General features: G+C 57.2%; 20 protein-coding genes. 5 read left to right on the forward strand and 15 right to left on the reverse strand.

Annotated features, from left to right (window positions below; translation table 11 throughout):
• Positions 1-871 precede the first annotated feature (871 nt).
• The 5 genes from GE107_RS20720 (at position 872) to GE107_RS20740 (ending at position 4379) form a co-directional block, all read left to right on the forward strand.
• Positions 872-1423, forward strand: a complete 552-nt coding sequence (locus GE107_RS20720) for an MFS transporter (RefSeq protein ID WP_219642295.1) — start codon at positions 872-874, stop codon at positions 1421-1423.
• Between the two features lie 40 nt (positions 1424-1463).
• Positions 1464-2021: a helix-turn-helix domain-containing protein gene (locus tag GE107_RS20725; protein WP_219642298.1), complete on the forward strand. Its 558-nt coding sequence runs from the start codon at positions 1464-1466 to the stop codon at positions 2019-2021.
• 223 nt (positions 2022-2244) lie between these two features.
• Positions 2245-3222 carry a Gfo/Idh/MocA family protein gene (locus tag GE107_RS20730; RefSeq protein WP_219642301.1) on the forward strand — a complete coding sequence of 326 codons (978 nt, stop codon included), beginning with the start codon at positions 2245-2247 and terminating at the stop codon, positions 3220-3222.
• Positions 3223-3240: 18 nt separating this feature from the next.
• Positions 3241-3603: a cupin domain-containing protein gene (locus GE107_RS20735; RefSeq protein WP_219642304.1), complete on the forward strand. Its 363-nt coding sequence runs from the start codon at positions 3241-3243 to the stop codon at positions 3601-3603.
• An 8-nt stretch (positions 3604-3611) separates the two neighbouring features.
• Positions 3612-4379, forward strand: a complete 768-nt coding sequence (locus GE107_RS20740) for a sugar phosphate isomerase/epimerase family protein (protein ID WP_255570705.1) — start codon at positions 3612-3614, stop codon at positions 4377-4379.
• 85 nt (positions 4380-4464) lie between these two features.
• Here the strand turns inward: GE107_RS20740 and GE107_RS20745 are convergent, their stop codons facing one another.
• The 15 genes from GE107_RS20745 to rffA form a co-directional block, all read right to left on the reverse strand.
• Positions 4465-4791, reverse strand: a complete 327-nt coding sequence (locus GE107_RS20745; RefSeq protein ID WP_255570706.1) for an aldo/keto reductase — start codon at positions 4789-4791, stop codon at positions 4465-4467.
• Positions 4788-5093 (reverse strand): hypothetical protein, encoded by a 306-nt coding sequence (locus tag GE107_RS20750; RefSeq protein WP_219642309.1) that lies wholly within the window; start codon positions 5091-5093, stop codon positions 4788-4790. Before GE107_RS20750 ends, GE107_RS20745 begins: the two co-directional genes overlap by 4 nt.
• 270 nt (positions 5094-5363) lie before the next feature.
• Positions 5364-6779 carry an argininosuccinate lyase gene (gene argH, locus GE107_RS20755; RefSeq protein ID WP_219642312.1) on the reverse strand — a complete coding sequence of 472 codons (1416 nt, stop codon included), beginning with the start codon at positions 6777-6779 and terminating at the stop codon, positions 5364-5366.
• A 16-nt stretch (positions 6780-6795) separates the two neighbouring features.
• Positions 6796-8034 (reverse strand): argininosuccinate synthase, encoded by a 1239-nt coding sequence (locus GE107_RS20760; protein WP_219642315.1) that lies wholly within the window; start codon positions 8032-8034, stop codon positions 6796-6798.
• A gap of 49 nt (positions 8035-8083) precedes the next feature.
• Positions 8084-9016 carry an ornithine carbamoyltransferase gene (gene argF, locus GE107_RS20765; protein ID WP_219642503.1) on the reverse strand — a complete coding sequence of 311 codons (933 nt, stop codon included), beginning with the start codon at positions 9014-9016 and terminating at the stop codon, positions 8084-8086.
• A gap of 171 nt (positions 9017-9187) precedes the next feature.
• Positions 9188-10372 (reverse strand): acetylornithine transaminase, encoded by a 1185-nt coding sequence (locus tag GE107_RS20770; RefSeq protein WP_219642320.1) that lies wholly within the window; start codon positions 10370-10372, stop codon positions 9188-9190.
• Between the two features lie 491 nt (positions 10373-10863).
• Positions 10864-11652 (reverse strand): acetylglutamate kinase, encoded by a 789-nt coding sequence (argB, locus tag GE107_RS20775; protein ID WP_219642323.1) that lies wholly within the window; start codon positions 11650-11652, stop codon positions 10864-10866.
• A 15-nt stretch (positions 11653-11667) separates the two neighbouring features.
• Positions 11668-12903, reverse strand: a complete 1236-nt coding sequence (gene argJ, locus GE107_RS20780; RefSeq protein WP_219642327.1) for a bifunctional ornithine acetyltransferase/N-acetylglutamate synthase — start codon at positions 12901-12903, stop codon at positions 11668-11670.
• 32 nt (positions 12904-12935) lie between these two features.
• Complete coding sequence (gene argC, locus GE107_RS20785) at positions 12936-13991, reverse strand: N-acetyl-gamma-glutamyl-phosphate reductase (RefSeq protein ID WP_219642330.1); 1056 nt, start codon at positions 13989-13991, stop codon at positions 12936-12938.
• Between the two features lie 153 nt (positions 13992-14144).
• Complete coding sequence (locus GE107_RS20790) at positions 14145-14984, reverse strand: YitT family protein (protein ID WP_219642505.1); 840 nt, start codon at positions 14982-14984, stop codon at positions 14145-14147.
• Positions 14985-15203: 219 nt separating this feature from the next.
• A protein-coding gene (gene prfB / locus GE107_RS20795; protein WP_255570707.1) for a peptide chain release factor 2 occupies positions 15204-16323 on the reverse strand; the annotation gives its coding sequence in 2 pieces (ribosomal slippage) (positions 15204-16244 and positions 16246-16323; 1119 coding nt in all).
• A gap of 72 nt (positions 16324-16395) precedes the next feature.
• Positions 16396-18909, reverse strand: coding sequence for a preprotein translocase subunit SecA (gene secA / locus GE107_RS20800; RefSeq protein WP_219642333.1), 2514 nt, complete (start codon positions 18907-18909; stop codon positions 16396-16398).
• 166 nt (positions 18910-19075) lie between these two features.
• On the reverse strand, positions 19076-19636 hold the full coding sequence (gene hpf / locus GE107_RS20805) for a ribosome hibernation-promoting factor, HPF/YfiA family (RefSeq protein WP_219642336.1): 561 nt from the start codon (positions 19634-19636) through the stop codon (positions 19076-19078).
• A 197-nt stretch (positions 19637-19833) separates the two neighbouring features.
• On the reverse strand, positions 19834-20031 hold the full coding sequence (locus GE107_RS20810) for a cold shock domain-containing protein (protein WP_219642339.1): 198 nt from the start codon (positions 20029-20031) through the stop codon (positions 19834-19836).
• Positions 20032-20408: 377 nt separating this feature from the next.
• Positions 20409-21554, reverse strand: a complete 1146-nt coding sequence (gene rffA / locus GE107_RS20815) for a dTDP-4-amino-4,6-dideoxygalactose transaminase (RefSeq protein ID WP_219642341.1) — start codon at positions 21552-21554, stop codon at positions 20409-20411.
• Positions 21555-21564: the final 10 nt, after the last annotated feature.

Genomic DNA, 21564 nt, shown 5'->3' on the forward strand with positions numbered 1-21564 from the left:
AAAATGCATATAGTGCCTTCCATTTCGCTTTCTAAACGAGGGGAATTCAAAAATATAACTGTACTTTTGCGTTTAGTTGCTCGATTTGGAACGAATTCTGCGGAACAACGGTATTCCTGCTCTTAGTTGTGGGTACGTTTACGTTCTGTATACAGTGTTCGGCCATTCGCCGGTCGTGGCGTTCGGATGTGCAGCGTTTGGCAATTGGACGTCATGCGTGCTGAGTTTGTTGCATCGTGTTCGGCGTTATCCGTCGGTCATGGCGTTCGGATGTGTCGTTTGGATATGTAGCGTTAAGCAATTAGCGCATGTGCGGAGTATTGGACATACGGCTCGGAGTGATGGCGATGCGCTTACCCGACGATCCCGCGGACAAGTCGATAACGAAGCACTCTATGCATAAAGGAACATCTGTATGGTGCATAGCTTGACAGCAATCCCCGAATGTTAAGGTGAATAATTTCATCAGCGTTCATCGATCATCTCTCCATTTCCGGATCGAATAAAACCCGATTCGGAAACAGGCAGGACTCTTTCTGTCCTCACGCGCCGCAGCGCGAGTGCTACTTATCCCGTTTGGGAGCTCGCTGAAGGGGGCTGCATTGAACCTCGTAACGAGCGAAGGTCACCGCCCTGGCTCGCTCCTTCTTCGCACCTGAGATTAGAGGGTCGGCGATAACCGCATTCCAATTGCCTTCATAGAAATTCCACTCCTTTATTCAAGACGGAATGCCTTGCAGTAGACCTCGTATTCAGCCGTAAAAACCGAATCCCCGATCACTTCAGAATTGAACAGAACTTCCAGCACAAAGGCAGGCGGAAGTCCCTTCTTCGTCATATCGTTGAAAGCGAACGTCAGGTAACGGTCCTTTTGGACCAGTCTAACCTGCTCGTCCTGAAGTTCAGCGAAATCCAGCACAAACCGGAGCTGATGGGCTGGATCTATTCGCTGGAAGGCACCAGCATCTTGATCGCAGGCCTATTCGCGAAGCGCGTGATCGGAGTGCGGAACCTGGTGACCAGCTCCACGCTGTTCATGTTCGTGTTCGCACTGGCTTACGCGGGGATGTCTTTCAGCGAAAGCAGCGTAGCGGTACTGGGCTCCTACGTCGTGTTCGGATGCGCGGTCGCCTATTTCTTTCCGATCTTGACGACGTTATTCCAAATCAAGGTGCCGAAAGAATCGCAAGGCCGCTTTTTCTCCTTACGCGGCATGCAGGACCGGATCAAGTTCCAGTTCGCGCTGCTGGCGACCGGCGCTTGTCTCGATTGGATCGGCATCTCCTCTTATTTGCTGGCCCTCGCCGTTCTTACGGTTCTGAGCGGGATGGCGACATGGCTGATGGCCAAACGGCATGCCATGGACGTCCGGCAGCCCTTTGCCGGAACCGAACTTGACGCTCCCGATTCGGTATCGTTATGATAAACATAGTTGAATCCTATGATACCAGGGGAACATGGAGATGGATCTTGGAAGCAAAATCAGAAAGCTTCGGAAAGAACAGAACCGGAGTTTGGCGGAAATTGCCGACATTTGCGGCTTTACCAAAAGTCTGATGTCCAAAATCGAAAACGGCAAGACGATGCCCCCGATCTCCACATTGATCAAGATTGCGGACGCCTTGGGCACGAAAGTTTCCATCCTGCTCGACGATCAGCAACGGACAGGCACGATTCATACGACGATGGAAACAACCGAATCGAAACGGGTCAAGACGGATAAGGGATATTCCTTTTTCGCTTTTGCGGTCGAGCGCAGCGAGAAGCTGATGCAGCCGTATCTTTTCGTCTCAAGAAAAGAGGAAAACGACAACAGGCGTACGTTCAGCCACAACGGAGAAGAGTTCATCTATATTCTGGAGGGCAGGGTGCGCTATCAGGTCGGAAACGTGGAGTATTCGCTGGGCCCGGGAGACAGCCTGTACTTCGATTCCGTCGAGAAGCATACGCTTTCCCCGATAACGGACGAAGTGAAATATATCGCTGTATTCACGCAAGCCAGCCCGGAAAAATCACATTAACCGGGTCATGCGGTTGTTGGGATTGCCAAAAAAAGGGACAAACTCTCTATGGTTTGTTCCTTTTTTTATGGATAAATCTATGGAAAAAAGGGATTGCGCAGATAAAGCTCATCATGTAAACTGAATGTAATTCAACAAAGTTGAATTACAAACAACCTAGTTAACTTGATGTAAATGCTGTTGAAATGCTTCAACAATCAACAACAAGGAGCGAAAGAGGAAGATGAAAAAGTACAAAGTGGGCATCGTCGGCGCAGGCGGCGTGACCGATTTGCATTTTATCGGCTATCAGGAGCATCCGCAGCGGATCGAAGTGGTTGCGCTTTGCGATCCGAACCCCGATGCGCTTCAAGCTAGAGCCGATAAATATGGCGTCCCGCAGCGATTTACGAAGTTGGGTGATTTTATCCGAAACAGCGGCATCGATGTGGCGGTTGTATGTACGCCGTCTCCGATCCGCAAACAAGTCCTGTTTCCGCTCATTGAAGCGGGGCTGCCGGTGTTCGTCGAGAAGCCGTTTTCCGACTCGCTGGCTGAAGCCGCGGAAATCACGGAAAAAGCGAAGCGGCACGGCGTGCCGGTGTCCGTCAATCAAAACTTCAGACGCCATTTCCCGTTCGAGCTAATCCGGAGCATCGTAGCTGAAGGCACCATCGGTCATGTCACATCGATCTTGTTCACCAATATCTTTTTCAGGCAGGATGCCGGCTGGCGGCTGGAGTGCGAACGGCATGCGCTCTCCGTCATGGGCATCCATTGGTTTGACGGCTTCAGACGCATTCTTGGCTCGGAGGCCATATCCGTCGTGTGCCAGAACCGCTCTTCTTCCGCGATCAATTGCGCAGGGGAAACGGATGCTGCCGTACAAGTCGTTTTTGAAAACAATACCGTCGTCACCTATATCCAGAGCTTCTCCTCCGCGTTTTCGAAGTCGGAAATGATCGTGATCGGGGAAACGGGTACGCTCGTTACCGGCTACGGCAAGGTGGACCTGTACCGCAAAGGCGATCAAGAGCCCTCGCAATCCTGGGAGAACCATGTATCCAGAGAAACGGCGACATTTGAAGGGATGAACCAACTGCTCGTTTCGCTCGAAACAGGCAGGGAAGCGGCCAACAGCTCTCGAGACAACTTGAAAACGGTTGAGCTCCTGGATGCCGCCTATTTTTCCGCCAAGGAACAAAGAATCGTTCGATTATAGCAAAGGAGAATGCTTATCATGGCAACCGTCATGGACTTAAGAAAACAGGACGCTTCGCGATTGCTGGAACAGGACTGGGGAAAAATCCAATGGCTCTGCGGCCAAGAGATCGACCCTGACAGCGAAATGACGTTCGGCATGGTGTACATTCACGCCGGCCAGTCGAATCCGCGGCACATACACCCGAATTGCGAAGAGATCATTTTCGTGCTATCCGGGGAGTGCGACCATATGCTTGGGGATGAAACGTACCATCTGGAGCCCGGCATGATGCTGCGCATTCCCCGCAACGTCCCTCATCATGCGACGACGACGAGCTGGGAGCCGTGCCGGATGATCATCGCCTATTCGGCGCCGGACCGCCAGACGATCGGGGAGTAAAGCGGGCTATGATGATGAACATAAACCGGGCGTTTTCTCGGCCGACTTCCACAGCCGAAGAGCAGACGGTTCTTTTTCAACAATTCCGTGCGATCGGCTATGAGGGGCTTCAGTTGAAATGGGGGCAGTATTCTCCTTATTTGAACGAGCCGGAGCGCTTTCTGGAAGCTTGGGGTCGCTTCCCGGGCGCCGGTTCGGCATTGATCGCGGGCGGAAGTTTGGATGAGGCGAACGTGGAGCTCATTCGCCGCATTTTCCGGTTCGCGTCGTCCATCGGCACGGATATCGTCGTATTCTGCCACGGCATTCCGCGTGCGGAAGTGATGTCGAACGATATTCGCCGGTATGCGGACGAATTGTCGCGGTTGGGAGCCGAAGCGCAGCAGTACGGCCTCAAGCTGTCGCTGCATCATCATCATAACAATCCCGTGATGTACCGCGACGATTTCGACGTCTTCTTCGATCAGGTCCGGGACGGGACGGTGGGACTCACCGTGGATACCGCCCATTTGGTGAAATCCGGCGTGACGGACGTGGCGGAGCTCATTCGCAGTTTCGGGCGGGTCATCGACAATTTTCATCTGAAGGACTTCGATCGGGGGGAATGGAAGGTGCTCGGGCAGGGCGGCATCGATTTCGCCCCCATCTTCGCCGCGATTCGGGACATCGGCTATGCCGGCTGGGTGTCAGCGGACGAAGAAAGCGGAGGCGAGGTGCTTGAAGGCATGCGGACCTGCTTCGCCTTTATGAACAAAGGCTTGGTAGACGCTCGGTGATGGGGTTAACATAAAGAAGATCGCCATTTCCTGTCCAGAAGACAGGATATCGGCGATCTTCTTTTCCATCATTGTACCGGGATCGTTAACGAAGCGGTGCGAAGAAGCCTTCCACCTGCGTTAAAATCCGTTCGATTTCATTCAAGACGTCGGCGCTTAAGCTTACTTCGACGGCTTTGACGTTTTCTTCGATTTGGGACGGACGGGTCGCGCCGATCAAGGCGGAGCTTACGCCGGGCTGGCGCAGCACCCATGCGAGGGAAAGCTGGGCGAGCGTAATGCCGGCTTCCCTCGCCAAACGGTCCAACTCTCCGACGCAACCCAGCACATCGTCTCGCAAATAACTTTTGACGACGCCGTTTACCGACCCATTCGCCGCGCGGCTGTCAGCCGGAAGCTCGGTTGCATTCATTGCAATGGCCTTGGCGGTCTTTGTCCCGGACATGCGTGCCGTAATCTTTGATTTTCGATCAGCAGTCGCAGATATCTGCCAAGGATATTAGCGAAGTCCGCGAAATACGGCCGTCCGCGCCAGTCGAGCACCTCGAATTCCGGATGCAGATGCTCGAAATTTCCTTTCAAACGCCACCACACGTTTTTCGCGAACAACTGATCGCTGTGCCTGTGCCCCCGCTTCAGTCGTCCGCGCCGCTCTCCCCTCCTCTTGTTCAAATGTGCGGCAATCCACTCTTCGTGCGCTTGTTCGAAATCCAATCCCCATTCCTCCTCTGTTGGTTTTTTAAAACGCAAAACGCCCCGCACCCATCTTTCCCAAGAAGATGGATCGGGACGTTCTTCGTCACCTAGGTTGATAAAAAGCGTTTGAAACTGGCCAGTTCGAATCGTGCCGGGATGTTACGGAACTCGGAGTCGCCAGCCAGATGTCGTTCATTTGCGGGGGGTCCGCCCCTCGTCATGAATCGTCTGGGAACACTTATGCCTTGCTTCCCCTTGTTCCCCATCCCCATGAACCGAACAAGCCGCTTACCGGCTTTTCTCCGCGTACTCGGCGACCCAGGCGGCAGTCCGGGCCAGCTCCGCTTCCGCGCGCCCGATGGCGGCGGCGACTTGCGGGGTCGCGGTGCCTCCGTAGACGTTGCGGGCGTTGACGACGCTCTCGGGCTGAAGCACCTGATAGATCGTATCGTCGAACAGCGGCGAGAACTGCTTGAACTCTTCCAGCGTGAGATCGAGCAGGAACTTGCCGTTTTGGATGCAGTACAGCACGGTCTTGCCGATGACCTCATGCGCCTGGCGGAACGGCAGTCCCTTGGCGGCAAGGAAGTCGGCGATGTCCGTTGCGTTGGAGAAGTCCTGGTCGACGGCGCGGCGCATCCGGTCCGTGCGCACCTTCATCGTCTCGATCATCGGCGCGAACAGCTGCAAGGCTCCTTGCAGCGTCTTCACCGTGTCGAACATGCCTTCCTTGTCTTCCTGCATATCCTTGTTATAGGCCAGCGGCAAGGACTTCAGCACGGTCAGCAGGCCGATCAGGTTGCCGTAGACGCGCCCCGTCTTGCCGCGGACGAGCTCCGGCACGTCGGGGTTCTTCTTCTGCGGCATGATGCTAGAGCCGGTGCAGAACGCGTCGTCCAGCTCGACGAATTGGAATTCCGTGCTGGACCACAGGATCAGCTCCTCGCTCAGCCGCGACAGGTGCGCCATGATCAGCGAGGCGCCAGCCAGGAACTCCACGATGAAATCGCGGTCGCTGACGGCATCGAGCGAGTTCTCGTATACCCGGCCGAAATTCAATTCCCGGGCGGTGAACAGCCGATCGATCGCGAACGTCGTGCCCGCCAAAGCCCCCGCTCCTAGCGGCAGCGTGTCGATGCGCTTGTAGCTGTCCTGCAGGCGCTCGATATCCCGTCCGAACATGGACACGTAGGCCATGAGATGATGCGCGAACAGGATCGGCTGCGCCCGCTGCAGATGGGTGTAGCCGGGCAGGATCGTATCGAGGTTCGCCCGGGCTTGCCCGATGAGCGCCGTCTGCAGCTTCGACAGCAGGTCGACGAACTCGACGACCCGCTTGCGCAGGTACAAGTGCATGTCGGTCGCCACCTGATCGTTCCGGCTGCGTCCGGTATGCAGCTTGCCCCCGACGGGGCCGATTTCCTCGATCAGCGCCTTCTCGACGCTCATGTGGATATCTTCGTCCGAGACGAGGAATTCATGCTCGCCGCGGCGGATGCGTTCTCGGACCTTAAGCAGCCCGTCTTTGATGCGTTCGACGTCCTCCGGCGGGAGAATGCCGCAATGCCCCAGCATCGTTACGTGCGCCAAGCTGCCCTGGATGTCTTCCTCGGCCAGCTCCTTGTCGAACGTGATCGACGCCGTATATTCCTCCACCAGCTGGTCGGTCTGCTTCGTAAACCGGCCGCCCCACAGCTTGCTCATGCTACCCGCGGCCCCCTTACACGCCCGAGGCGCCGTTCACGCCGGAGGACACTTTCAGGCGCAAAGCGTTCAGGCGGATGAAGCCGGTGGCGTCTCCCTGGTCGTACGCTTGCGTCGGGTCCGCTTCCATCGTGGCGATGTGCGGGTTGTACAGGCTGACCGGGCTTTTGATGCCGGCCGCCATCACGTTGCCCTTGTACAGCTTCAGCCGGACGGTGCCGGTCACGTTCTTCTGGCTCTCGGTCACGAGCGCCTGGATGGCGAGGCGTTCCGGCGCGAACCAGAAGCCGTTGTATACGAGCGAGCTGTATTTGGGAATGAGGGAGTCGCGCAAATGCATGACTTCGCGGTCCATCGTGATCGATTCCATTTTGCGGTGCGCGGTGAACAGAATCGTGCCGCCCGGAGTTTCGTACACGCCGCGGCTCTTCATGCCGACGAAGCGGTTCTCCACCATGTCGATGCGGCCGACGCCGTGTTTGCCGCCGAGCTCGTTCAGCTTCTCCATGACGGCCAGCGGGCTCAGCTTCTCGCCGTTCACGGCGACGCAGTTGCCGGCTTCGAAATCAAGCTCCACGTATTCGGCTTGATCCGGTGCCCGCTCCGGCGAAACGGACAGCACGTACATATCCTGAACGTCGTCCGCGCTGGAGTCGAACCACGGGTCTTCGAGCATCCCGCTCTCGAAGCTGATGTGCAGCAGGTTGCGGTCCATCGAATACGGCTTCGACGCGGAAGCCTGGACCGGAATGTTGTGTTTCTCGGCGTACGCGATCATTTCGGCGCGGCCCGGGAACGCCTCGCGGAACGCTTCGTTCCGCCAGGGGGCGATGACCTTGATGTCCGGCGCGAGCGCCGCGGCGGTCAGCTCGAAGCGGACCTGGTCGTTGCCCTTGCCCGTGGCGCCGTGCGCGATCGCGGTCGCCCCTTCGGCGCGGGCGATCTCGACCATTCGCTTGGCGATGAGCGGACGCGCGATGCTGGTGCCGAGCAGGTATTGCCCTTCATACAGCGCGCCGGCCTGGAACATCGGATAGATGAAATCCTTCGCGAATTCCGCGCGCAGGTCGTCGATGTACACTTTGGAGGCGCCGGTTTTTTTCGCTTTCTCCTCCAGCCCGTCGAGCTCTTCCTTCTGCCCGATGTCGGCGGTGAACGTAATGATTTCGGCGTCGTACGTCTCTTTGAGCCACGTCAGGATGACGGACGTATCGAGACCGCCGGAGTATGCCAGCACGATTTTTTCTTTGGCCATGACGGTTTCCCTACTTTCTCTATCCTCGAAAATGGTGATACGGCCCGCTTCACATGATCGCGGCCAAGATCGCTTTCTGCGCGTGGAGGCGGTTCTCGGCTTCGTCGAAAACGACGGAGTGCGGCCCGTCGATGATGCCTTCGCTCACTTCTTCGCCGCGGTGGGCCGGCAGGCAGTGCATGAACAGGTAGTCGGCCTTGGCCGATTTCACGAGCGCTTCATTCACCTGGTATTGGGCGAACGCTTTCTCGCGCTGCTTCTGCTCTTCCTCGAAGCCCATGCTCGCCCAAACGTCCGTGTAGACGATGTCCGCGTTCTCGACGGCTTCGCGGGGATCGCGCAGCACGTCGATGCGCGAGCCGTTCTCCGCGGCCACTTCCTTCGCCAGCCGCACGATTTCCGGATCCGGATCGTACCCTTCCGGCGACGCGCTGGCGAAGTGCATGCCCAGCTTGCTCGCGCCCATCATGAGGGAATGGGCCATATTGTTGCCGTCGCCGATATAGGCGATTTTCAGTCCTTCGAGCCGGCCCTTCTTCTCCAGCACCGTCTGGTAATCGGCGAGCGCTTGGCACGGATGGGACTGATCGGACAGCGCGTTGATGACGGGAACCGTCGCACCCCGCGCCAGTTCGACCACGTTGCGGTGCCCGAAGGTCCGGATGATGATGCCGTCCAGGTAACGGGACATCGTCATCGCCGTATCCCGGATGGTCTCCCCGCGCCCCATCTGGATGTCGTTGCGGCTCAGGAACAGCGCGTGGCCTCCCAGCTGGTACATGCCGACCTCGAACGATACGCGGGTGCGCGTGGACGACTTTTCGAAAATCATGCCAAGCGTCTTGCCCTTCAAGGGCTGGAACGCTTCTCCGTTCTTCTGCTTGCGTTTGAGCTCTATCGCAAGATCCAGCAAATAACGGATCTCTTCGGGTTTGTAGTCGATCAATCCGAGAAAATCCCGGCCCCTCAGCTGGGCCGCCATTTCTTCCAGGTTCGCGGCCAACGGCACGTCGATCCCTCCTCCTATTTACCCCAAAAAGCGACGGGAAGCTTCGATGTCGATTCCTTTTCGGGGACCCCGTTTTTCAATTGACCCCAAAAGGAGACGGGAAGCTCTGCAGCCGATTCCGCATACTTTTGGGGGAACTATGATTTAAGTTTGCTTCGCGGTCGCCCTTTCGGTGAGCACCGCGGCGATCAGGCCCACGGCCTCGTCGATTTCTTCATGGGTGACCAGCAGGTTCGGCAGCAGCCGGATGACGTTCGGGCCCGCCGGAACGACCAGCAAACCGCGCTTGTGGAGCTCGGCAATTGCATCGGCGGCGGGGCTGTCGCACAGGATGCCGACCAGCAACCCTTTGCCGCGGATATCCGTCACGCCCGGAACGCCGTCCAAGTGCTGGCGGAGCTGCGCGATCAGGTAATCCGCCGCTTCGGCCGCTCTGTCGGCGACTTTGTCCCGGAGCATCGTTTCGATGGTCGCGGCGACAACGGACATCGCAATCGGCGTTCCGCCGAAAGTCGTCGCATGGGCGCCCGGGGCGAAACCGGATACGTACGGTTGTTTGGCGAGCATCGCCCCGACCGGGAACCCGCTGCCGATCCCTTTCGCCAGCGTGAAGATGTCCGGCTCCACGTCGTAGTGCTGATAGGCGAACAGCTTGCCCGTTCGTCCCATCCCCGTCTGGACTTCGTCGAGGATCAGCAGCAGTCCGTGGCGATCGCAGATTTCGCGGACCTTGAGCAGGAAATCCTGAGCGACGGGGATAACCCCGCCTTCAGCTTGCACCAGCTCCAGCAAGATCGCGGCCGTCCGCTCGTTCACCGCCGCCTCAAGCGCCGGCACGTCATGAAGCGGCACGTGCACGAAACCTTCCGGCAGCGGCAGGAAGCCTTCCTTGACCTTATCCTGTCCCGTGGCCGTCAGCGTCGCGAGCGTGCGTCCGTGGAACGACTGGGTAAACGTGATGACTTCATAACGATTTTCGCCGCGGACCTTCTGATGGTACCGGCGCGCCAGCTTGATCGCGGCTTCGTTCGCTTCGGCGCCGCTGTTGCAGAAGAAGACGGCGTCCGCGCAGCTGTTGTCGACCAGAAGCCGTGCCGCCCGTTCCGCGTGCGGGGTGGAAAATAAGTTCGATACGTGCCAAAGCTCGTCAAGCTGCTTCACCAGCGCCTGCTTGACGCTCTCCGGCACATGGCCGAGACTCGTCACGGCGAGGCCGCTCATGAAATCGAGATACTGCTTGCCTTGGTCATCCCACAGGCGGCTGCCCTTGCCTTTCACCAAGGTGATCGGATAACGGGCGTAAGTGTTAAATAACGCGCTTTCGCTCATACGGATTCAACCTCCTTTTTGTAATCGGATCTGCGATAACATTCACCATGAAGGCATTTTTTCGAATGATCTCTACTTCAAAGCAGCCGTAGCATCTCCGGAAGACGTTATTTCGGCCAAGTCGCGTAACAACGGTGCTGCAGCGTCTCCGGAAGACGTTATTTCGGCCAAGTCGCGTAACAACGGTGCTGCAGCGTCTCCGAAGACGTTATTTCGGCCAAGTCGCGTAACAACGGTGCTGTAGCGTCTCCGGAAGACGTTATTTCGGCCAAGTCGCGTAACAACGGTGCTGCAGCGTCTCCGGAAGACGTTATTCCGGCCAAGTCGCGTAACAACGGTGCTGTTGCGTCTCCGGAAGACGTTATTTCGGCCAAGTCGCGTAACAACGGTGCTGAGCGTCTCCGGAAGACGTTATTCCGGCCAAGTCGCGTAACAACGGTGCTGCAGCGTCTCCGGAAGACGTTAATCACGCTGTCAGCCGAACACTCCCGTTACCCTCTTACGATCCGCGTCCCCAGTCCGCCCTCGCGGACCGCGCGGCTGAGCACGCGCTCCGCCGCCCCGTCCACGATCAGCACTTCCCGCACGTTGCCGTGCAGGCAGCTCATCGCGGCGCGGACTTTGGGGATCATGCCGCCGTAGATTTCTCCGCTCGCGATCATGTCTTCGATCTCCGCGAACGTGACTTGCGGCAGCACGGCTTTCTCTCCGTTCACCGTCCGCATGATGCCCGGAACATCCGTCACCACGATCATCGTATCGACGCCGAGATGCGAAGCCACGGCGCCCGCCGCGGTATCGGCGTTGATGTTGTAGCGCTGGCCGGCCGCGTCGATTCCGATCGGCGCAATGACCGGGATGTAACCGATCGCCATGATGCCTTCGATCAGCGCGGCATTCACGCCGGTCACGTCCCCGACGAGTCCGACCTCCGCATGGTTCGCCACCGGTTTCGCTTCGATCAACCTGCCGTCGGTGCCGGACAGCCCGAGCGACCGGGCGCCGTTCTGCTGCAGCTTGCGGACGATCTCCTTGTTGATTCGGCCCGCCAGCACCATCTCCACGACGTTGAGCGTCGATTCATCGGTTACGCGGAGCCCGTTCACGAACCGGCTCTCGATGCCGAGCTTGCCGAGCGTCTCATTGATGGCCGGTCCGCCGCCGTGCACGATGACGGGACGGATGCCGCCCTCCTGCAATTCCCGCAAATCCCGGAAAAAAGCGCCGGGAAGCGCCGCAAGCGTGCTCCCCCCGCATTTCATCACGAACGTGTTCGTCATCGCCTTATATTCCCCTTAGGTCCGATACGCGGCATTGATCCGCACGTAGTCGTACGTCAGATCGCAGCCCCAGGCCGTCGCCCGTCCGTCTCCCATATGGAGCTCGACGGAAATGACCACCGTATCGCCTTTCAAATATTCGAGCGCAGCCGCTTCGTCGAACGGCACCGGACGGGACTGCTCCAGCGTCAGGATGTCCCCGAGCCGGATGTCCACCGTCGCCACGTTCACCGGCACTCCCGCGCGTCCGACGGCGGCAATGATCCGCCCCCAGTTCGCGTCCGCGCCGAAGACCGCCGACTTCACGAGGCTGGAGCCGATAATCGTCTTCGCGATCGCGCGCGCGGCCTCGTCGCTCTCCGCGCCGGCGACGACCGTCTCGATCAGCTTCGTGGCGCCTTCCCCGTCGCGGGCGATCGCTTTCGCCAGCTCCGCGCAGACGTGCCGCAGTCCCGCCTTGAACGCTTCGAAATCCGGATGCTCGCGCGTGATCTCGTTATGCTCCGCGAGCCCGCTGGCCATGACGACCAGCATGTCGTTCGTGCTCGTATCGCCGTCGACCGTGATCATGTTGAACGTGACGTCCGTCACCTCGCGCAGCAGATCCTGCAGCAGCCACGAGGAAATGACGGCGTCCGTCGTCACGAAGCCCAGCATCGTCGCCATGTTCGGATGGATCATGCCGGAGCCTTTGGCCGCACCCGCGATCGTCACCGTACGGCCGTCCACGTTCACCTGCACGCAGGAGGTCTTCTTGACCAGATCGGTCGTGAGGATCGCCTGGCAGAAATCGTCCGACCCCTGCGCGTCGCTTCGGAGCCGCCCCGGCAGCTTGTCGATCCCGGTCCTCACGCGGTCCATTTTCAGCAGCTCGCCGATGACGCCCGTGGACGCGACCGCGACGAGGTCCTTGCGGATGCCCAGCGCTTCCGCGACCCTCGCCTGCATCTCCCGGGCGTCGGCCTCGCCTTGCTCGCCCGTGCAGGCGTTGGCGTTGCCGCTGTTCACGAGCACGGCGCGCAGCATCCCGCCGCTGGCTCCGAGGCTCTCCCGGGTGACGCCGAGCGGCGCCGCCTGGAACAGATTCGTCGTATAGACCGCAGCAGCCGCCGCGTCGACCTCGCACCAAATCGCGCCCAGATCGTGACGCTCCGTTTTCTTCAATCCGCAATGAAGGCCGCCGGCCTTAAAGCCCTTGGGAAGCGTGACGCCGCCGTCCGGGACGATTTCGAATGCTGGCTCTTTCCCCATATCGATCGTCAGGTCCTCTCAAAATAAAATGGTTACGGATAAGCCGGCGTGAAGCGCAGTCCGAGCGTTTCGTCCCAGCCCATCGACAGGTTCAGGTTCTGGATCGCCTGGCCGGCCGCGCCTTTGACCAGGTTGTCGGTGACCGATACGATCGTGATCCGCTTCGTCCGGGGATCCGCGGAAAATCCGATGTCGCAGTAGTTCGAACCCCAAACTTCCTTCGTCGCCGGCAACTGCCCCTCGGGACGGATCCTTACGAACGGGCGGCCTTCGTAAAATTCTCGGTACAGCTTCACGAAATCGGCGTTCGAGCTGAACGATCCCGTCAAGGCGGCGTAACTCGTGCACATGATGCCCCTCGTCATCGGGACGAGATGCGGCGTAAACGTCAAGGTGACGGGCCGGCCCGCGGCGCGGGACAGCGTTTGCTCGATTTCCGGCGTGTGCTGGTGGCTGTTCACCTTGTACGCTTTGAAGTTCTCGTTGATTTCGGAAAAATGGTTGCCGAGGCTTAAGCCCCGTCCCGCGCCGGAAACGCCCGATTTGGCGTCGATGATGATGCTGTCCGGATCGATCCAGCCCGCCTGAACGGCCGGATACAACGCGAGCGAAGCCGTCGTGGCGTAACAGCCGGGATTGGAAATAAAAGGATGATCCGCGACTTCCGCGCCGAATACTTCGCACAATCCGTACACCGCCCGGTCGACGTCCGTTTGGGGAGCCGGCTCGTGTTTGTACCAGGTCCGGTACGATTCCACGTTCTTCAGGCGGAAATCCCCGGACAAATCGATGACCTTAAGACCCGCCGCCAGAAACTCGGGCGCGAGCTTCATGCTGACGCCGTGGGGCGTAGCCAGGAACACGACGTCCGCCTTGCTCCGGATCGATTCCGCGTCGATGCCGTCCAGCAGGTCGGTCCGGATTTCGGTCAAATGAGGATAACCTTCGGCGATCGGCGCCCCCGCGCTCGAGGACGAGATGACGGAGGTTACGGTCACGTTCGGATGGGATTGCAGCAGACGAATGAGTTCAACGCCGCCGTAGCCGGTCGAGCCGACGATGGCCGCACGAATATGGATGTCGTTCACGATTAACCCCCCATGTATAAAAGCGGTACCCGCATACGCTCTGGAACCGATGTACAAACATTCTCATTGTACCGAATACGAGCCTTGAAATAAAGCGAAAATCGGGGGCTGCCCGCCCCCTTCGAGAATATGCATTATTATACACTCAATGTATTATTTATTCAATGGGTCGTATTGAAATCCTTCGCCCAGCACTTCCGCCGTGTTGCTGATGATGACGAACGCGTTCGGATCCGCGTCCTTGACGAGCGCTTTGAGCTTCGCGACCTCGTTCTGGCCGACAACGGCCAGCAGCACGGGCCGCGTCTGGCCGGTATATCCTCCCTCACCATGCAGTCGTGTGAGTCCCCGGTCCAAATCGTGCAGGATCGCTTGGGACACCCTGTCCGGCTCGTTCGAGATGATGAATGCGGCTTTGGAGGTCTGGAAGCCCGTCTGCACGACGTCGATCGTTTTGCTCGTCACGAACAGTCCGATTAAGGCATAAAGCGCGTTTTCCGGCGAGATCAGGATACCCGCGGCCACGATCACGAGCGCGTCGAAGACCGCGATGGCAAGTCCGAGGCGCATTCCGGTATACCGCTGAAGAATATGGGCCGCAATGCTCAGCCCGCCGGTGGATCCGCGCCCCCGGAACACCAGGCCGATTCCGATGCCGACGCCCAAGCCGCCGTAAACCGCGGAGAGCAGCGGATCGTGCGTCGGCGTTTCCATCCGCGAGGTCAACAGGACGAACAGCGGCAACAGGACCGACCCGAGCGCGGTCTTCAACCCATACCCCCGGCCGAACACGAGCAACCCCGCTGCAAAGAGCGGAATGTTCAGCACCCATTGCGTGTAGGCAGGGGGAATCGAGAGCAGCTGGTCCATCAATACCGAGATGCCCGACACGCCTCCCGACGCGATCCGGTTCGGAAGCAGGAACAGGTTGAAGCTGACGGCCACGACGAACGAGCCGATCAGCAATAGCAAATAAGAGCCGGCTTCCCGCATCCGGGGCGAGATTCGGACGCTGCGCCTGCGGCGTTCGCTTCCTTTGGGCTTGCGAGGGGGGTGATTCGCTTTCGTAGGCTCCACGTGATGAGGCCCGTCCTCTCTCCTGGCATTTATCGGCTCGTTACGCATGGGCGGCGAATCCGCCCAACGGGTTGCCGCATGGAAAAGGTTCCTACACTTGCGTGCAGGAACCGATCGCTTGTCGCTTATGAAGCTTTATTGAACGTCCCGCTTGATCTGGCTGCGCAGGTACCCGTCGATGAACGCGTCCAGGTCCCCGTCCATGACGGCGCCGACGTTGCCGGTCTCGACGGACGTGCGGTGATCCTTCACCATGCTGTAGGGATGGAACACATAAGACCGGATTTGGCTGCCCCAGGCGATGTCCTTCTGCTCGCCGCGGATGGCGGCCAGCTCCTCCTGCTGCTTCTGGATCTCCAGCTCGTACAGCTTGGACTGCAGCATTTTCATCGCTCGTTCGCGGTTGGAAATCTGGGAGCGTTCCGTCTGGCACGCCACGACGATGCCCGTCGGGATGTGCGTCAGCCGGACGGCCGAATCCGTCTTGTTGATATGCTGGCCGCCCGCCCCGCTGGAACGGTACGTGTCGACCCGCAGGTCTTCGGTTCGGATTTCGATCTGCACGTCGTCCGGGATTTCCGGCACGACGTCGCAAGAGACGAACGAGGTATGCCGGCGGCCCGATGCGTCGAACGGCGAAATCCGCACGAGGCGGTGTACGCCTTTCTCGGCTTTCAGGTAGCCGTAAGCGTTGTGGCCTTTGATCATGATCGTGACGCTCTTGATGCCCGCCTCGTCGCCCGGCAGGTAGTCGAGCAGCTCGACCTTGAAGCCGCGTTTCTCCGCCCAGCGGGTATACATGCGGTACAGCATCGACGCCCAGTCCTGGGACTCGGTGCCGCCCGCCCCCGGGTGAAGCTCGAGGATGGCGTTCGCCTTGTCGTACGGCTCGCTGAGCAGCAGCTGAAGCTCGAACGAGTCGACCTTGCCGCTGAACGCCTTCGCGTTCTCCGTCCACTCGGCCGCGAGCTCGTCGTCGTCCTCCATTTCGAGGATTTCGATCATGTCCTCGAGATCCTGCCGTTCGGCATCCAGCTTCTCGAACTGTTCGACGACCGACTTGATCGCGTTCATCTCGGAAATGATGCTTTGGGCTTTCTCGTTATCGTCCCAGAAATCGGGAGCGCTCATTTTGACTTCGTAGTTCTCGATCTGCTCGCGCTTGAGATCTAAGTCAAAGAGACCCCCTAAGTTGTAGGAGTCGCTTCGCGCACTCGCGAAGGTCTTGCTTGACGGATACGTCCAATTCGGACATGGCGTGATCACCTCATGTAGAAATGGCTGAAAGCATAGGGATGGAGACCGGAACCGGCCCCCAGGAATACCTTTACTCTATGCTTCCGTGGCATTGTTTGTACTTCTTGCCGCTGCCGCAAGGACACGGATCGTTGCGGCCGACCCGCTGGTCGTCGCGTTTGGCCGGCTTCTTCGGTCCCTCTTCCGCTTTGGTATCGACGGCCTGGCCTTCCGCGACCGGTTCGCGCTTCAGGTTGCTCTCGACATGGGCCTTCATGACGTAGAGCGTGATCTCTTCTTCGATCCGCTCGATCATGGAGAGGAACATGTTGTGCCCTTCGAACTGATACTCGCGAAGCGGATCGTTGCCGCCGTACGCGCGGAGGTGGATGCCCTGACGCAGCTGGTCCATGGCGTCGATGTGGTCCATCCATTTGCTGTCGACGGCGCGGAGCACGACGACTTTCTCGAACTCCCGCATGAGTTCGGGACTGATCATCGCTTCGCGTTCGTCATACAATTGACCGATCCGCTCCATGAGCATGTCGATCATTTCTTCTTTTTCCTTGCCCCACAGGTCGTCCTTCGTTAGCCGGTCTTCCGGCAGGAAATGCGAGTGGGCGTAGGTGACAACCCCATCGAGATCCCAATCCTCCGGAATGTCCTCGTCGGAGCAATGGCTGTCGACGGCGCGCGTGACGGTCGAGCGGATCATGCCGAGCACGACGTCGCGGATGTTGTCGGAGAACAGGATTTCGCGGCGGTCGCCGTAAATCTTCTCCCGCTGCAGGTTGATGACGTCGTCATACTGCAGAACGATGCGGCGGGCGTCGAAGTTGCTGCCCTCCACCCGCTTCTGGGCGGATTCGATGGAACGCGTGATCAGCCGGCTCTCGATCGGGGTTTCCTCGTCGAAGCCGAGACGCTCCATCATGCCCATGATATTGTCGGCGCCGAACCGGCGCATGAGTTCGTCCTGCATGGACAGGTAGAATTGGGACGAGCCCGGGTCGCCCTGACGGCCGGCGCGGCCGCGCAGCTGGTTGTCGATCCGGCGGGACTCGTGCCGCTCCGTACCGATGATATGGAGACCGCCGAGATCCGCTACGCCTTCGCCCAGCAGAATGTCGGTACCGCGTCCCGCCATGTTCGTCGCGATCGTGACCGCGCCGCGCTGGCCGGCTCTGGAGATGATCTCCGCTTCCACGGCGTGGAACTTGGCGTTCAGCACCTGGTGCTGAACGCCTTTCTTCTTCAGCATCTCGGAAATGCGCTCGGAATTCTCGATCGACACCGTGCCGACCAGCACCGGCTGGCCTGTCTGGTGGCGTTTCACGATCTCGTCGACGACCGCCTTGTACTTGCCGTTCTCCGATTTGTACACGACGTCCGGCATATCATTGCGGATCATCGGGCGGTTCGTCGGCACCTGCACGACTTCCAGCCCGTAAATCCGCTTGAATTCCTCTTCCTCCGTCTTCGCCGTACCGGTCATGCCGGCCAGCTTGCGGTACATGCGGAAGTAGTTCTGAAACGTGATCGTCGCGAGCGTCATGCTCTCGTTCTGAACGTTAAGCTGTTCTTTGGCTTCGATTGCTTGATGGAGACCGTCGCTGTAGCGGCGGCCCGCCATGAGCCGGCCCGTGAATTCGTCGACGATGATGACCTCGTCTTCCTGCACCACGTAGTCGACGTCCCGTCTCATGATATAACGGGCGCGAAGGGCTTGCTGGACATGGTGGTTCAGCAGAACGTGCTCATGCGAATAGAGGTTGTCGATGCCGAAAGCCCGTTCCGTCTTCGCAACCCCTTGCTCCGTCAGCACGATGCTTTTCATTTTGATATCGATCGTATAGTCTTCCGTCTCCGTGAGGCGGCTGACGAAACGGTCGGCCGCGTAATACAGCTCGGTCGATTTTTGCGCTTGTCCGCTGATGATAAGCGGCGTGCGCGCTTCGTCGACGAGGATCGAGTCCACTTCGTCTATGATGGCATAATAAAGAGGCCGCTGGACCATCTGCTCCTTGTAGAGCACCATGTTGTCCCGCAGGTAGTCGAAGCCGTATTCGTTGTTCGTGCCGTACGTGATGTCGCATGCGTATGCCGCTTGCTTTTCCTCGTGGGAGAGACCGTGCAGGTTGCAGCCGACCGTCAGGCCGAGGAACGTATAAATCTGGCCCATCTCCTGGCTGTCGCGCTGCGCCAGGTAATCGTTGACCGTGACGACGTGCACGCCTTTGCCGGCCAGGGCGTTCAAGTAGACGGGAAGCGTTCCGACGAGCGTCTTGCCTTCGCCGGTTCTCATCTCGGCGATCTTGCCTTGGTGCAGCACCATGCCGCCGATCAATTGCACGTCATAATGACGCTTGTTCAGCACCCGCTTCGACGCTTCGCGTACGACCGCGAACGCTTCCGGCAGCAAGTCGTCCAGCTCCTCGCCCTGCTCCAGGCGCGAACGGAACTCCTCCGTCTTGCCGCGGATCTGCTCGTCGCTGAGCGCTTGGATGGTCGGCTCGAGCGCGTTGATCTCTTCGACCGTGCGGGTCAGACGCTTCACTTCGCGTTCGTTGGCGTCTCCGAATATTTTTTTGACGAGTCCGAGCATTGGGGAACCCCTCTCATTTGCAGGTATCGCAGTATCTATACATTTTAACAGTTTGGCTGTGGGGGGGCAAGGAAAGGGTGCTGGAAACCGCATCCTAATGCAGCCTTATAAGCGCTAGAAAGCCCCGGCGTGAACGCCGAGGCTCATGAATGTACTGTTGTTTCGGTTATTCAGCAGTCTCGATCAAACCGTACTTACCGTCGCTTCGACGGTAGACGACGTTCACTTCCTTCGTGTCGGAATTGGAAAATACGTAGAAGTTGTGGCCGACCATGTTCATCTGGAGAATCGCTTCTTCCACGTCCATTGGCTTCATCGCGAAACGCTTGGTCCTTACAAGCTCCAATTCGTCCTCGTCGTCATGAACGAGCGTCGTGACGCCATTCGTGCCTGTCGCTTCCTCCTTGAAAAGTCTGGCTGTCGTCGTGTGTCGAAACTTTCGATTCACTTTCGTTTTGTGCTTGCGGATTTGCCTTTCCAGTTTGTCCACTACGAAATCGACGGAAGCGTACATGTCTTCCCGCTTCTCTTCGGCGCGCAGGAGCACGCCGGGCAAAGGGATGGTGACCTCGATGGCATGTTGGCCTTTCGTAACGGCTAGCGTCACCTGCACATCGGATTGAGGAGTTGCTTCAAAATACCGTTCCAGCCGACCGAGCTTCTTCTCGACATAATCCCGAAGAGCATCCGTCACTTCCATGCGCTGACCTCGAATGTTGTATTTCATAGGCAATCCTCCTTTGCTGACTCCATCATAACACAGACGAAGGAGAGGTTTCAAAACATTCCGTTAACAATTTTGAATTGTTTGACAATTTGTCTGGGTACATAAAAAACCCCGGATTGCTCCGGGGCCGGTCGACCGGCAATCGTATGCGGGTAAGCGGCACTCTCTATAAATCCGCGGCGCTCGGCGCCGGATGATTACGCCTTAACTACGTTAGCAGCTTGCGGACCGCGCGCGCCTTGCACGATGTCAAACTCTACCGTTTGGCCCTCGTCCAGGGATTTATAGCCGTCCATTTGGATCGCGGAAAAGTGAACGAACACGTCGCCGCCTTGTTCCGTCTCGATGAAGCCGTAACCTTTCTCCGCGTTGAACCATTTCACTTTACCTTGCATCCGTTCACACATTCCCTTCATTGTTCAGATACTTTGGAAATAGGCGGTTAGGCCTGCCCCACAACCCGAATATATCATTGGGGAAAGTTGGGTGTCAATGTTTTTTTGTAAGCGGTGTCATCTAGCAGCAGCTCGCGGTATAAATCCCTCGGTTTCAAACATTAATGAAAACGATCCTCTGGCACAGTAACACAAATTTTCGCTTGGACCCGAGGTTGAGCGGAGATTTTAATTTCTTCATCCGCAAAGGGTTAGAAGAATTTGGACATGCGGGAGGGGTTTGAGGTCAAAATTTTAACACTTATTCCCTAATCGCCGTCCCGAATATAACTATAACCTCAGAAAAAGTGGTATCAGTTGATTTTTAGCATGGTGTGTTACGAAGTACTTCTAACAAACTTGTAGTATCTATTTACCATCTCAGAAATATACTTAACATCATTTGCACTCATCCCATAAAAAAGAGGTAATCTTAAGATTCGTTCGCTTTCTCTTGTCGTATACTGATCCTCACCCGAGAAAAACCCATATTTTCTACCAAGTGGTGAACTATGAAGTGGTACATAGTGAAACACACTATAAACTCCATTTGCTCTTAAGTATTGAATCAACTCAGTCCGTTCTACAAGATGAGTTGTTTTTATGTAATACATATGACCATTCGGCTTATTGTAAGTTGGTATCATCGGTAACTCAATATAATCATTCAACGAGTACTCATGAAACAACTCATGATACAAGTTCCAGTTATTTATGCGATTGTATGTGATAGTCTCAGCGTTAATCAACTGAGCATATAGGAAAGCAGCATTCAATTCACTCATCAGATAGGATGAACCGATATCGACCCATGAATACTTGTCGACTTCCCCCCTATAGAATTTACTTCGATTTGTCCCCTTTTCTCGAATAATTTCAGCTCGATCAATAAAGCGGGAATCATTAATGAGAAGGGCTCCACCTTCTCCGCAGTTTAAATTCTTCGTTTCGTGAAAACTGATACACCCCAAGTGACCAATAGTCCCTAAAGGTTTATTGTGGTATTCGCTCATTATAGCTTGTGCTGCATCTTCAATTACAAGTAAGTTATAATGTTCTGCTATATTCATTAGCTTGTCCATATCGCAAGAATTGCCTGCGTAATGAACAGGTATGATCGCTTTGGTCTTTGATGTAATGGCTCTAACGACCTCTTTTAAGTCCATATTCATTGTGAGGGGATCAATGTCCACAAATACAACTTTAGCTCCTCGAAGAACAAAAGCGTTAGCAGTCGAAACAAACGTGAATGAGGGCATGATTACTTCATCACCATCACCTATGTCAGCCAATATAGCACACATTTCAAGGGAATGTGTACAAGATGTTGTCATTAATGCTCTCTTTACATGTAGTCTGCTCTCAAACCAGTCACTGCATTTTTTTGTAAATATCCCATCACCAGAAAGGTGGTTTAATGCGATCGCTTCTTTTATATAGTCAGTCTCTTTTCCGGTAATTGCAGGGATATTGAACGGAATCATAAATGCACCT

It is taken from the genome of Cohnella sp. CFH 77786, from assembly GCF_019400745.1.
Taxonomy (GTDB): Bacteria; Bacillota; Bacilli; order Paenibacillales; family Paenibacillaceae; genus Cohnella.

Coding starts and splice junctions, on each gene's coding strand:
- GE107_RS20725 (WP_219642298.1), top strand. CDS start 1,464: ATGGATCTTGGAAGCAAAATCAGAAAGCTTCGGAAAGAACAGAACCGG.
- GE107_RS20730 (WP_219642301.1), top strand. CDS start 2,245: ATGAAAAAGTACAAAGTGGGCATCGTCGGCGCAGGCGGCGTGACCGAT.
- GE107_RS20735 (WP_219642304.1), top strand. CDS start 3,241: ATGGCAACCGTCATGGACTTAAGAAAACAGGACGCTTCGCGATTGCTG.
- GE107_RS20740 (WP_255570705.1), top strand. CDS start 3,612: ATGATGATGAACATAAACCGGGCGTTTTCTCGGCCGACTTCCACAGCC.
- GE107_RS20745 (WP_255570706.1), bottom strand. CDS start 4,791: ATGAATGCAACCGAGCTTCCGGCTGACAGCCGCGCGGCGAATGGGTCG.
- argH (WP_219642312.1), bottom strand. CDS start 6,779: ATGAGCAAGCTGTGGGGCGGCCGGTTTACGAAGCAGACCGACCAGCTG.
- GE107_RS20760 (WP_219642315.1), bottom strand. CDS start 8,034: ATGGCCAAAGAAAAAATCGTGCTGGCATACTCCGGCGGTCTCGATACG.
- argF (WP_219642503.1), bottom strand. CDS start 9,016: ATGGCGGCCCAGCTGAGGGGCCGGGATTTTCTCGGATTGATCGACTAC.
- GE107_RS20770 (WP_219642320.1), bottom strand. CDS start 10,372: ATGAGCGAAAGCGCGTTATTTAACACTTACGCCCGTTATCCGATCACC.
- argB (WP_219642323.1), bottom strand. CDS start 11,652: ATGACGAACACGTTCGTGATGAAATGCGGGGGGAGCACGCTTGCGGCG.
- argJ (WP_219642327.1), bottom strand. CDS start 12,903: ATGGGGAAAGAGCCAGCATTCGAAATCGTCCCGGACGGCGGCGTCACG.
- GE107_RS20790 (WP_219642505.1), bottom strand. CDS start 14,984: ATGCGGGAAGCCGGCTCTTATTTGCTATTGCTGATCGGCTCGTTCGTC.
- secA (WP_219642333.1), bottom strand. CDS start 18,909: ATGCTCGGACTCGTCAAAAAAATATTCGGAGACGCCAACGAACGCGAA.
- hpf (WP_219642336.1), bottom strand. CDS start 19,636: ATGAAATACAACATTCGAGGTCAGCGCATGGAAGTGACGGATGCTCTT.
- GE107_RS20810 (WP_219642339.1), bottom strand. CDS start 20,031: ATGCAAGGTAAAGTGAAATGGTTCAACGCGGAGAAAGGTTACGGCTTC.
- rffA (WP_219642341.1), bottom strand. CDS start 21,554: ATGATTCCGTTCAATATCCCTGCAATTACCGGAAAAGAGACTGACTAT.